10 protein-coding genes and 1 tRNA gene are annotated in these 11,924 nt (G+C 71.4%); 5 read left to right on the forward strand and 6 right to left on the reverse strand.

Annotated elements, in window-relative coordinates:
- The first annotated feature begins 2 nt into the window (after positions 1-2).
- Entirely contained in the window at positions 3-2,417 is a 2,415-nt protein-coding gene (locus tag ACFVTF_RS27345; protein WP_387817095.1) for a hypothetical protein, read from the forward strand.
- Positions 2,418-2,689: 272 nt separating this feature from the next.
- Positions 2,690-3,373: an esterase/lipase family protein gene (locus ACFVTF_RS27350; protein ID WP_387817096.1), complete on the forward strand. Its 684-nt coding sequence runs from the start codon at positions 2,690-2,692 to the stop codon at positions 3,371-3,373.
- 129 nt (positions 3,374-3,502) lie between these two features.
- Here ACFVTF_RS27350 and ACFVTF_RS27355 read toward each other — a convergent pair whose 3' ends face one another.
- The 3 genes from ACFVTF_RS27355 to ACFVTF_RS27365 form a co-directional block, all read right to left on the reverse strand.
- Positions 3,503-4,051 (reverse strand): GNAT family N-acetyltransferase, encoded by a 549-nt coding sequence (locus ACFVTF_RS27355; protein WP_387817098.1) that lies wholly within the window; start codon positions 4,049-4,051, stop codon positions 3,503-3,505.
- An 84-nt stretch (positions 4,052-4,135) separates the two neighbouring features.
- Positions 4,136-4,735, reverse strand: a complete 600-nt coding sequence (locus ACFVTF_RS27360; protein ID WP_387817099.1) for an SMI1/KNR4 family protein — start codon at positions 4,733-4,735, stop codon at positions 4,136-4,138.
- A gap of 207 nt (positions 4,736-4,942) precedes the next feature.
- Positions 4,943-5,013: transfer RNA gene (locus ACFVTF_RS27365), tRNA-Cys, on the reverse strand.
- Positions 5,014-5,207: 194 nt separating this feature from the next.
- Here ACFVTF_RS27365 and ACFVTF_RS27370 point away from each other — a divergent pair.
- Positions 5,208-6,020 carry a hypothetical protein gene (locus ACFVTF_RS27370; RefSeq protein WP_387817100.1) on the forward strand — a complete coding sequence of 271 codons (813 nt, stop codon included), beginning with the start codon at positions 5,208-5,210 and terminating at the stop codon, positions 6,018-6,020.
- A gap of 93 nt (positions 6,021-6,113) precedes the next feature.
- Here the strand turns inward: ACFVTF_RS27370 and ACFVTF_RS27375 are convergent, their stop codons facing one another.
- Together ACFVTF_RS27375 and ACFVTF_RS27380 are read right to left on the reverse strand one after the other, a co-directional pair.
- Positions 6,114-6,773 (reverse strand): polysaccharide deacetylase family protein, encoded by a 660-nt coding sequence (locus ACFVTF_RS27375; protein ID WP_387817101.1) that lies wholly within the window; start codon positions 6,771-6,773, stop codon positions 6,114-6,116.
- Positions 6,774-7,063: 290 nt separating this feature from the next.
- The gene (locus ACFVTF_RS27380) at positions 7,064-7,996 is read right to left on the reverse strand and encodes a hypothetical protein (RefSeq protein WP_387817102.1); all 933 of its coding nucleotides are present in this window, start codon (positions 7,994-7,996) and stop codon (positions 7,064-7,066) included.
- Between the two features lie 421 nt (positions 7,997-8,417).
- On the opposite strand from ACFVTF_RS27380, the gene ACFVTF_RS27385 reads away from it, so the two are divergent.
- Positions 8,418-9,533 carry a serine hydrolase domain-containing protein gene (locus tag ACFVTF_RS27385; RefSeq protein ID WP_387817103.1) on the forward strand — a complete coding sequence of 372 codons (1,116 nt, stop codon included), beginning with the start codon at positions 8,418-8,420 and terminating at the stop codon, positions 9,531-9,533.
- Positions 9,534-9,751: 218 nt separating this feature from the next.
- Here ACFVTF_RS27385 and ACFVTF_RS27390 read toward each other — a convergent pair whose 3' ends face one another.
- Entirely contained in the window at positions 9,752-10,549 is a 798-nt protein-coding gene (locus ACFVTF_RS27390) for a DUF2785 domain-containing protein (protein WP_387817104.1), read from the reverse strand.
- Positions 10,550-10,804: 255 nt separating this feature from the next.
- Here ACFVTF_RS27390 and ACFVTF_RS27395 point away from each other — a divergent pair, with 255 nt between their 5' ends.
- Entirely contained in the window at positions 10,805-11,800 is a 996-nt protein-coding gene (locus ACFVTF_RS27395; protein WP_331744827.1) for a hypothetical protein, read from the forward strand.
- Positions 11,801-11,924 lie beyond the last annotated feature (124 nt).

An 11,924-nucleotide genomic window follows, 5' to 3' on the forward strand; every position in this document is an offset into this window, starting at 1 on the left:
CTATGGACGATGACGCTGACCAGCAGCACCCCACCGGGGCCGCGATATCCGCGCACTACCCGCAGCGCCAACTGACCCTGGCCCGCGCGTTCCTGACCTCGACGGCCCACTCCGACGACAACACCGACTCCCGCACCGACGACCACCCCGGCGCCGAGACCCGGCGCAGCGCCGAGGCCCGGGTCGCCCGCTGGCGCGCCGTGCTCGCCGGGATCGCCGACGGCCGGCTGGCCATCGGCTCGCGCACCCCGGTGGCCGGACTGCCCGCCTGGGTGACGCCGGAGGTCGTACGGGGCGGCTTCGCCACGTCCGCCGCGAGCGCCGAGGGCCCGCTCCAGCCGTACGAGCGCGAGGCCGCGGCCCTGGCCGGGGTCGCGGCCGAGCGCGGGGCACTCTTCGCGTACTGCCTCACCGAGCCCGGCCTGTCCCGGCTGTACGACCTGCTCGACAGCGGCCGCTACGAAGCCGCCGTGCCCGAGGAGGCGGCGCTGCTGACGGTGGCGTGGCTGGTACGGGCCGGGGACGCGGCCGGCGCGCTCGAACTCGTCGACGCCCTGGAGCCGTTCGCCGACCGGCTGCGCTTCACTCCCCGACCGTCCGCGCTGCCCGCGCCGGACGCCGAGTCGGTGCACCGGCGCACGGTCGGCGACGCCGTCACGACCCTCACGGGCCGGCGGCCGAACGCCGCCGTGGAAGCGCAGCGCGAGGCGCTCACCGTCTGGCAGCCCTTCGGCGACCAACTGCTGGCCCACTGGCTGGAGACCGCCGAGGCCGACCGGGTGCTGGAGCGCACGCCCGACAGCACCTGGACGGAGCGCGGCGCGATGCTGCTCCGCCGCTACGAGGAACTCGCCGCGGCCCACACCCGCTGCACCAAGCACCGCGACCCGAAGGAGAACCTCGGCATCCTGCGCGGCGCCCTGGCGGAGACCGCCGCGGGCCGGCCGCTGGACGCGCGCCGTCTCGGACTGCTGCGGCACGCGGTGGCATCCATGGTGCGCCGACGCGGCCGACCGGGCTCCGACCGGCACACCGAACTGCGCACCCGCCAGGCCGTGCAGGGGGCCCGGCCCTCGCACCACGACCTCGCCCAGCTGGTGCTGCGCCGCCTCTCCGGGCTGCCCCAGGAGACGGGCGTGACCGACGTGGCCCCGCTGGTCGCCGACGTCTCGGCGCGCGAGGCGCACGAGGCGCGCGGGACCTCTGCCGCCCACACCACCCGTCTCCCCGCAGGCACCCCGGTGCCCGCAGCGATCCGACAGGTGGTGGAAGCCGCGCTCAGCGCCCCGATCGACACGCTCGTGGAGCGCGGCATGGTGCCCTCGGCCGAGGTCCTGGCCGAACTGGTCCCGCAGCTCGTCGCCGTGGTCGGCGCCCAGTCCTACCCGGACGAGGCGCTGCGCACCCTGATGGCGGCGAACTACCGGGCGTTCCGCCACCGCCGCTCGCTGCTCCTGAGCGACCTCACCGGGCAGGTGCGGGTCGACGAACTGCCCTGGGTACGGGCGGTGGCCGGACACCGCGTCGGCGAGGACGGCCGCGCACCCGCGCGTACCGCGCTGCGCCGGCTCGGCGAACTGGCCGTGCAGGCGTTCCCCGGCACGCTCCTGCCGAACGCGCTGGTGCGCGAACTCGGCGTGCTCGCCCGGCAGGCCGAACTCGACGCGCCGTTCGTGGAGGAACTGGCAGCGGACATCTTCACGGGCACCTTCACCCCGAAGTACCTGGCGGCGGCCCGGGCCGCCGCGGAACTGCTCGGCGGCACGCTGTACGAGCGCTACTACGCCATCGACTACGCGGCCGTCCACGCCCTCGCGACCGCCGAGTCGGGCGAGGCAGACAAGGCGGGCAGGGCAAACAAGGCGAGCAAGGCGGGTAAAGCGGGCAAGACCCCGGCGCGAGGCCGACGCCCCCGCTCCTCCCCCGGGTTCACCGAGCTGTGCGCGCAGCGCGCCGAGGTGTCCGGAGGATGGTCGATCGCGTCCAACGGGAAGATCATCGAGCAGGCCCAGATCCTCACCACCCACAACCTGGCGACCCTGGTCACCCGGGTCGGCATCAGCCCCGAGCCGGGCTGGGACGACCTGGCCTGGCGCAGCTTCACCGCTGTGTGCCGCGCGACGGCCCGGATCCACGACAACCCGCGGCCGCTGTCCACCATCAAGGACGTGGCGTACGCGTGGCGTCAGCTGGTGTTCCACCTCTCCCTGTGCGAGCCCGCCGCTCAGGCCCGGGTCATCGCCGGACTGCACGGGGAAGCCACCCGCCACCCCGCCCACGTCGCGGCCCGTCTCGCCCCCGCCCTGGCCGGCCTGCGCCAGGCCGCCCGAGGCGGCGCCGCGGACGCGGACGCCGGCCGCCGCCTCCTGGGCTGGACCACAGGACCGCACTGGCTCCACCCGACCCCCAGGACCTGACCACCCGCGCACCGCCCAGGCCGAACGAGCTCCAACAGGTCAGCCGTCCGGTGGGGTGATCGTCGTCGGTGGGTGGCCGCTGATCGAGGACGGTCCTCGAACGAGTGCGACCCGCGCCCGCAATTCACCCGATCGAGTGAAGGTCGAACGCTCTCCGCCGATTCGGCACCCCGTCACCGATGATGCGCTTGGCGCGACACGGGGGCACCCGCCGTCCTGCGGGCGCCCCCGCGATCCGTGCCGTCCATCCGCCGACGAACCCCGGAGCACACATGCGTCGCCCCACCGCCGCCGCAACCGCCCTGACCGCCGCCATAACCGCGGCCCTGCTGACCGGACCGGTGGCCGCCGTCCCGGCCCACGCGGACAGCGCACACATCCCCGTCATCCTCATCCACGGCCGCAACGCGGACCCCGGAGTCTGGGGCACCCTGATGACCGGCCTCCGTTCGAAGGACGTCCCGGCCTTCGCCTGGGGCTACGACACCTCCCGGTCGACCAACGAGGTCCTGGCCGGCGAACTGACCCGGTACGTCGACAACGTGCTGAGCCAGACGGGCGCGGACAAGGTGAACATCGTCGCCCACAGCCTGGGCAGCCTGCCGAGCCGCTGGTACATCAAGTTCGACGGCGGCAACCAGAAGGTCGCGAACTGGATCTCCCTGGCCGGCCCCAACCACGGCACCTCCCTCGGCTACCTCTGTGCCCTCTGGGACCAGGGATGCAAGGACATGACGCCCAACTCGTGGGTCATCAGCCACCTCAACCAGGACACCGAGACCCCGGGCCCCACCCGGTACACGACCTTCTGGTCCCCCAAGGACGAGCAGATCTCCCCCACCACCAGCACCAGGCTGAACGGCGCCACCAACATCGAGACGGCCGGCCTCAAGCACAACGACTTCCTGACGAACCCCGACGTCCTCGACAAGGTCACCGCCATCCTGACCAGCTGACACACAGCCACACCAGTCACACCACCGCCCGGCACCACCGGCCACCCGCCGTGTACGGATCCTCGGCGCGGTGGCCGGCCCTGCCGCCACAACGACGCGACGAGCGGGCACATCTGCGCCGCCTGCCGGTCAAACCCGCGTTCGGTCCGGGTGTTCGCCGTCCAGCGCACGGCCGACCGATCGTTGCATCAGCACGGTGTCGACCCAGCGGCCGTGCTTGTAGCCGATGGCGGCCAACCGGCCCACGTCGGTGAAGCCGAAACGGCGGTGCAGCGCGACGGAGGCATCGGTGCCGGCGTCGGCGATGACGGCGATCACCTGGCGCACCTGGGTCTGGGCGCAGGCGGCCAGCAGGGCGTCCAACAGGGCACCGCCGAGGCCCCGGCCCGTCCGGTCGGGAGCGAGGTAGATCGAGTTCTCGACGGTGTGCCGATAGGCGGGCTTGGGACGCCAGGGGGCCGCGTAGGCATAGCCCACGACCTCACCGGACAGTTCGGCGACCAGGAACGGCAGACCCTGGCCGGCCAGGTCCTCGAACCGCTGGTGCCAGGCGGCCGCCGGCGGCGGGGCCTCCTCGAAGGTGACCACGGTGTGGCGGACGTAGTGCGCGAAGATCTCGGCCACGGCGTCCAGGTCGGCCGGTACCGCCGGGCGGATCACTGACTCCACGGCTTCCACAACGGGAGAGTGTAGGCCGCGCTACGCAACACCTTCCCCCGGAGCCCACGATCCGCCCACTTCCCACTGCCCGCCGCCACCGTTTCAGAAGGTCGTCGTCCGCGGCTCTCCACTGTCGGGGTCGAGGCCGGCCTTCCACTGGCGCTGCTGCTCGAACCAGTGCACATAGCGGAGTGAGGCGTCGCGCAGGTCGATGCTGAGCGGGTAGGGGTCGAACTCGTCGAGGAGCAGCTTACGGAGGAACTCGACCATGCCGCACGGGAACAGGGTGAAGTCGTCGCGGGTGTGGCGGCCGCAGACCAGGACGGGCCACTTGTCGGGGTCCGGGTCGGTGGTCAGCCAGCACAGGATGTCCGGGCCCGAGGTGACCCCCCAGGCGAGGATGTGGTCCGGGTCGATGTCGAGGCCTTCCTGGCCGTCCACCATCTCCCAGGTGTAGCGGGCGTTCTCCGTCTCCTCCTCGAAGGTGCCAGGGTCCCACTGGATGTACTCCTTGGGGAGCGGCATCAGAACGCAGACATCGTTGAAGGAACCACCCCCGTACACCGACATGAAGGCCTTGTAGTCCTGCGGAAGCCGCGTGCCCCAACGCGCCTCGGCCGCCGCCCAGTCGACCTGCTCATCGACGCCGGGATCTGCGGGGAGGATCTCGGCCAACGCTGCGATACCCGTCGGGTCTTCCACGGCCGTCCCCTTCGCTGTCTCTCAAGTCACCGAGAGCCTAGGGGACGGCACCGACATGCCCGGCAACCAGCGCCCGGCAACTGGCAGCCGGCACGCCCGCGGAAGAAGACGGGTGCACCCTCCGCATGAATCAGAGCGCGAACCCGGACAATCCACGGGCCATGAAATACGGGCGAAATCGCCAGAAACGAAATCGCCAGAAAGAAGAGGTGGAGATAGGAATCGAACCCATCTAAACGGCCCTGCAAGCCGTCGCCTCGCCACTCAGCCACTCCACCGCGGCAACGAGGGAAACATTACACGCACATGAACGGGGATTCCTCGGCGACGCCGATCTTTCACTCCATAAGACCCTTAATGCGTCTAGTGCTATTTCTCTCGACATGGTGTCGACAGGGTCCGGCGGGCCAGCGCGGAAAAGTCGCTGTGCGCTAGCCTGTGCCGATATCTCCGACCCGATGGGATTTCACTGATGGCCGTCGAGGAATCACGGTTCACCCGCACCACGGAGCTGCGCTGCGGAACCGCTGCGAACCGGTGCCAGTACAAGAGCCTCCCCCTGCGCGACCTTCCCCCGCTCGGTGTCGTGCGCCGCGCCCGGATCGTCCGCGAAGGCCTGCGTGAGCGCCGCGCCGCCGTCCCGACGCCCGGCCGGCCCTCCCGCTTCACCGAGGGGGACTGGGTCCGGGTGAAGGACGAGGCCACGGTGCGCGCCACCCTCGACGCCAAGGACCGTCACCGCGGCCTGTGGTTCACCCGCAGCCAGTGGTCGTTCTGCGGCGGCGTCTACCAGGTCGAACGCATCGTGCGCCGCATGATCGACGACCACTACCGCGTTCGGCGCCTGTCCGGCACCGTCGCCCTGGCCGGCGCCACCTGCCACGGCGCCGACGGGGCCCAGGGCTGCGGGCTGGACTGCGCCCTGCTGTTCCGCGACGAATGGCTGGAGCCCGCCCCCGCGCCGGTCCCCGCCGCCCGGCCCGCCACCCTCTGGGCGACCGTGCGCAGCCTCCCGGAGATCCACGCCACCCTCGACCCCGACGGGCGGCTGGACGGCGTCCCCTTCCAGCCGGGCATGGAGCTCCACGCCGACACCCGCCACAGCGCCACCGAACTGCGCCACCGCTCCCTCGCCTGGTGGCAGCACCCCGCCAAGGGCCGCTGGTTCATCCTCAACGGCCTGCGCTGCGGCGGCGAGCCGCTCGCCACCGGCTGCGACCGCCGCTGCGCCCTGCTGTGGCACGAGTCCTGGCTGCACCTGGAACCCGCCGCCACCTCCCACTGACCTTCCGCCACCGCCTCCCGACCACCGACCTGCCGGGCACCGCCCTCCGCGGTGCCCGGCAGGTTTTCGTCGCCGACAGATCCTGGCCGGCCGTCAGCGCCGCCAGCGGTCGCGCACCAGCTTCGCGGCCAGGTGCAGCGGCCCGTCCCGGTCACCGACGTAGCAGCGGGGAAGCGCGTACACCCCGCTGTGGACCCCGGGGCTGACCGCGCACCCGTACCCGTAGCCGGCTTGCGCCACCGCCTCCACCGCGGCCGCGTCGAGCGAACCGTACGGGTAGCAGAACCCTTCGACCTCCTGCCCCGTCAGGTCCTCCAGCACGCGACGGCTGTCGGCGACCTGGGCCGCCAGCTCCCGCGCGCCCAGGCCCGCCAGCCGCCGGTGCGTCAGCCCGTGCGAGCCGATCTCCAGCCCGGCGGCGGCGGCCTCGTGGACCTGGCACGCCGTCATCAGCGGCTTGCGCGGACCCTGCTGGTCCCAGTCGTTGTATCCGCCCAGCCGGTCGGCCACGACGTAGACCGTCGCCGTGAAGCCGTACTCGGCCAGCGCGGGCATGGCCTCCTCCACGAAGTCGCGGTACCCGTCGTCGAAACTCAGCCCCACCATGCCCGCCGCGCTGCCGCCCCGGTGCGAGCGCATCAGGGTGCCGACCGACACCCCGCGCAGCCCGCGGGCGGACAGCCAGCGCAGCTGGCGGCGAAAGCGCGCAGGGTCGACGGTAATCAGATAGGGATCCTCACTCGTCGACGCCACCGAGTGGTACATCAGCGTCCACGGAAAACGCCCCGCACCTCCACGGGCCGCTTCTTCCGGACTGTTGCGTGGTCGAATGATTCGCATGTTCTGCTCCAGCTGTCCGGCGGCACCGCCTGTGCAGGTGGCCTTCAGGGAAATTGCATTCTGGCAGCGTCGTACCCGGCTTCCATTCGCGCCAGGCGACTCCGCCCCATTTCACCCGGATGCCAGCCCAGAAGTCGCCCGACGAGTGCCCGGCCCGCACGGCCCGAATACCGGTTCCGCCCCGTCCGGAACCGGCCGGCGTTTCACCTGGCCGCGACGGCGGCCGGTGCCCGTGCGGCGGCTCTGGCGGCATCGAGCGCGGCCCGGACCCGCGCTGCTCCTGCGGCGGCGATTCCCGTCGTGCTGCGGTCGCCCGCAGGGCGGCTGACGAGGCCCGCACACGCGCGACAGATGCCGGGTCGGACCACCGGGTCGTGGCACTGGCCGCACTCGGCGTAGCGGGCCGCTGCGGGCCGTGCAGCGGCCCGGGCGGGCGGCATCTTGCGCTCCAGGCGGTAGCGGAGCACCGCGACCGCCGAGTGCACGGGGGCGGGCAGGCCCGGCAGCAGGGCCCGGGCGAGGTCGGCGGCCGTGCTGCCGCGCTCCAGCCACTGGGCGACCAGGGGCGCGAGTTCACGTGCTTCGGCCTCGCCCAGGCGCAGGCGCGGTTCGGGGCGGATGACCCGGAACAGGGTGGCGACCGCCTCACGGAGCTGTTCGTCCGGCGCGTCCTCTTCGGAGTCCCCCTCCCCCCTCGCCGTCCCCGGGGCGGCGCCGGGCTCTCGGGACTGCAGGGAGGGGAGGGAGGGGAGGGAGGGTTCTTTCACCGGGTTCTTTACCAGGGCGTCAGCTCCGCCGGTGGTCCCTTCGCCGGGGGCCGGACGGTTGGCACCCGGCGGCATCGGCTGCGGGGTGTCGTGGACGTGGGTCTCGGTGATGATCGTGCCGTCGGGCAACCGGATCTTCTCGACCCGGTAGAAGCCCGCCGCGGCCAGCTCCTTCAGCGCCTTGCGAATGGCGCTGCGCCCCTGGGGGCTGGTGTCGGCCATGTGCCGGCCGTCCTCGCGCCAGCCGTCCGGGCGGGAGAGGAGATCGGCGAGCAGACCGCGAGCGGTGTAGGACAGCCGCCGGTACTGCAGCATGGTGTTGGGCAGCACGGTGAAATCGCGCACGTGGGCGCTACGATGGACGCGCATCGGGAGGTTCGCTCCTGTTGCCGGACCCCGGAGCGTTGGCGCGCTGCCGGGGTCACCTATTTGTGGTTAGGTCACGGAACGTACCACAACTATCCGACACACCAGGCGCGTTGACGTCGGCGGCAGGATCATATTTAAATCCTCCCGCCAACCGCCGGCGCGAAGTGCGGCCAGGACCACCGAGGCCTTCCACAGCTGGACCCGAAAAGGAGGTCCATCAGGTCCCGACCGGGGGTTATCCCCCTCACCCATGGGCCTGCTGCCCGGATGGATCGGTGGATCTCGAACGCCCAGGCTGGGGGCATACGAATTACCGATGCACCCGGCAGGGTGCACAAGGAGGGTTCCCCCCATGACCGATCGTTCTCACTCGTTTCGACGTGCCCGCACTTCGTCGTCCGGGCCGCGGCGAGGGATCGCGATGATGGTGGTCATTGCCGCCACCGGTCTGGCCGTGGGAGGCGCTCTGCCCGCGTCCGCGGCGCAGCCCCGCAACCCCGGTGAGGCCGTGCGGCAAGGCCTGGAGCGCCTGGTGCACGACGACAAGTACCCCGCCGCCCTGGCCTCCGACCTCGGCCGCGACGGGCGCACCCGCAACTACGCCACTGGCGTCGCAGACTTGAGCACCGGGAAGAAGGTGCCGGTCGACGGACAGGTACGGGCGGGGAGCAACACCAAGACGTTCACCGCCACGGTCGTCCTGCAACTGGTCGGCGAAGGCAAGGTCGCCCTCGACGCCCCGGTCGAGCAGTACCTGCCGAACCTGGTCCGCGGCGAGGGCATCGACGGCCGCAACATCACGGTACGTCAGCTGCTGCAGCACACCAGCGGACTGCCCGACTACGTCGACTACCTGGGCGACTTCGTCGGCGCGGAGCGCCACACCTACCTCCAGCCCCGCACCCTGATCGACCTGGCGCTGGCGCACAAGGCGGTGTTCGCCCCCGGGACCAGCTGGATGTACAGCAACACCAACTACATCCTGGCCGGCCTGATCGTCGAGAAGGTCACCGGCCGTCCGCTGGCCGAGCAGATCACCCACCGGATCATCGAACGCATCGGACTGCGCCACACCTACTTCCCCGGTGCGGGCGACGAGAGCATCCGGGAGGCACACCCCCAGGGCTACTTCGCGCAGCCCGGGGGGCCGTTGGACAACGTCACCGAGTTGGACCCCTCCTGGGCCTGGGCCGCCGGGCAGGTGATCGCCACCCCGAGCGATCTGAACCGATTCTTCTCCGCCCTCTTCGGCGGCAAGCTCCTGGAGCCCGCAGAGCTCGCCCAGATGCGGACCACCGTCGAGGTCCCCCGCGGATTGTGGACCGGTGCCCGGTACGGGCTGGGAGTGATCAGCACGCCGCTGAGTTGCGGCGGTCTGATGTGGGGGCACGGCGGTGACATCCCCGGGTACATGTCGCGCACCGGCGTCGCCGATGACGGCCATGCCGTCACGGTTGCCGTCACCTCCGACAGGGAGCCCACCAAGCAGGGCCCCTCCGATGCCCTGGCTCTCGTCGACTCCACCCTGTGCAAGTGACGCCCGACGCTCCGTAGCGAGAGTGGCCGCGGTCGGCGTCGCCCGGTTCCAGAACGGCGTCGGCGGCCGCGGCCATTCTCCGGACCCCCTGCACGCGCCTGCCCTCCTGCTTGGAAGCCTTCCCCGACCACGCGATCGTCGAGAAGACGATCCGGTAGCGGGGCGAGGGCAGCACGGGCGACGGCGCGGAAGGCCGGGCGGCTCGCGGCGCGGGGCTGTCAGCCGACGGACTTCGCGTCGTCCGCCAGCACTTCGACGAGCCGCCGCTTGACCGCGTCGCGATGCGGGACCTGGCGACGCGGCTGCCCCGGCTGCGGCGGGACGCCGAGGTCGGTGAGGAGGTAGAGCATCCGCAGGGTGCGCAGCGCGTTGGACACGTACGTCGGGGTGGTGCCCCGGGGCACGGCCCGGAAGTCGGCGCCGATGCCGTCGAGCCAGGCGACGGACTGGTCCGCGGTGAGCTTCGGGTTGGTGAGGGTCAGCGCGATCGCACGGGCGAGCCGGTCGTCCTCCCGTTCGGCGTACAGGTGGTCGGTGGGCGCGAGGAGCCGCGCGGTCGCGAGGTCCAGCATCTCGACCGGTTCGACCTCGCGGTGGCGGCCGAGGGCACCGAGCAGGTCGGCGCCGTGCGCCACGGCGTGCAGCCAGCCCAACTGCGCGTCGTGGCCGCGCAGATCGCCCTCCGCCGGGTACCAGCGGACGAAGGCGTCCAGCCATTCCTGCCGGAGGTCCCCGCGGCTGACGATCATGTCCAGGACCAGCGGCGCGAACGTGCGGGCCTGAATCGGCGAACCGGCCGCGAAGCGGGCCGCCATGTCATCGCCCAGGCGGAGCCGCCGGTCGCCGTCGATGACGTCGCGCTCGATCCAGGTCCGCAGCACGACGTACGGGTAGCCGTCGCGCACCTCCGGGTCCGGATCCCGCAGACACTCCGCCAGTTCTGCGGTGAGCTCGTCCAGATCGCCGCCCGGGGGCACCGCACATGCGTCGGAGCAGATCTTGTACCAGTCAGTCACGAGCAGCGAGGCTAGCCCGCCACGGACGGTGTGACCAGCGATTATCCGGATCCGCCCGCCGCTGTGACCGACAGTGCCGCGGGACGTCGGCGGCCATGCTTCCCACTCATGACTGTTGAACAGTTGACAGTCAGATGACTGATGCTGCGCATGCGCCGAGTGGATCACTGTGGTTTCGACGGCCGGGACGCCCATCGCCCCGGCCTCCCGTCCCCACTCCCCCGTCCCCACGGGTCGATCCTCCGAGGAATCCCCATGAACTCCATACGTACCAAGTGGCGCCTGGCCGCCGTCACCGTGACGACCGCGCTCGCCGTCCTGATGTTCTCGAACTCCTCGGCGTACGCCGTGGCGCCCGGCGAGAGCACCAGGTGGGCCAACGAGATCGAGGACAACGTCCCCGTCGCGGCGAGCGGCATCATGGGCGAGGCGCGCGCCGACAACAGTGACCTCATCCAGGTGTGGCGCGGGGCCGACAACGCCAACATGTACCTGTCGCTCGACCACGGGCGGCCGATGACGCTCGCCGGCCAGACCAACGCCAGCCCGCAGGTCGTCTACGTGGGCGGGACCCAGTTCATGCTGTTCCACACCGGCACGAACGGGTTCATCTTCTTCAGCATCCTCCGGGTGAACGTGGGGAACAACGGCCAGCGGTACCTGCAGATCGGCGACTGGCGCCAGGTCGGGAACGACGCCCGGACGAACGACGGCCGCCCCGTGGCCGCCGTCGCCCTGCCCCACAACAACGTGTACATGGCCTACCACGGTGCCAACAGCAACGAGATCTGGGGCATGACCTTCAACATCCCGGGCAACTACTGGGACGTCCCGCTCCGCACCTTCGGCGCCACCAGCGACTCCTCGCCGTCACTGGCCTTCAGCCCCAACAACAACCACATCCTGCTGGCCTACCGGGGCACGGACAACCGGGTGAACGTCATCCGCGCGAACTACCAGTCCCAGCAGTGGTACGGGCGTTCGATCCTCGACGGCGTCCTCACCGACTCGCAGCCGGCCATCGGCATCACGCCCAACGGCTGGGGCCAGGTCGCCATCCGGGAGCAGGGAACGGGCCTGCTGCACATGGAGGACATCTCGGACGCCGGCGCGCGCGGCAGCTGGGTGCGCGAGTCCAACAGCTTCACCTCGCCGTACGGCCCGCGGCTCATCATGGACGCCTACCGCGCCTACCTGGTCGCGACGGCCTGGGGCGGCTACGTCTTCTGGAAGCAGTCCCGCCAGTACTGAGGCCCTACCGGAGCCCGTGGAGTGGGGATTCGGCCCGGGCGACATACCACTCCGGGTCCCCGTGCAACGGGGGCGCCCCAGGCCCCGCCCCCCCGACTGCTCGTGCGCCCCCATACACCCCCGC

It is taken from the genome of Kitasatospora sp. NPDC057940, from assembly GCF_042887425.1.
Taxonomy (GTDB): domain Bacteria; phylum Actinomycetota; class Actinomycetes; order Streptomycetales; family Streptomycetaceae; genus Kitasatospora.

Coding starts and splice junctions, on each gene's coding strand:
- ACFVTF_RS27345 (WP_387817095.1), top strand. CDS start 3: ATGGACGATGACGCTGACCAGCAGCACCCCACCGGGGCCGCGATATCC.
- ACFVTF_RS27350 (WP_387817096.1), top strand. CDS start 2,690: ATGCGTCGCCCCACCGCCGCCGCAACCGCCCTGACCGCCGCCATAACC.
- ACFVTF_RS27370 (WP_387817100.1), top strand. CDS start 5,208: ATGGCCGTCGAGGAATCACGGTTCACCCGCACCACGGAGCTGCGCTGC.
- ACFVTF_RS27380 (WP_387817102.1), bottom strand. CDS start 7,996: ATGCGCGTCCATCGTAGCGCCCACGTGCGCGATTTCACCGTGCTGCCC.
- ACFVTF_RS27385 (WP_387817103.1), top strand. CDS start 8,418: ATGATGGTGGTCATTGCCGCCACCGGTCTGGCCGTGGGAGGCGCTCTG.
- ACFVTF_RS27395 (WP_331744827.1), top strand. CDS start 10,805: ATGAACTCCATACGTACCAAGTGGCGCCTGGCCGCCGTCACCGTGACG.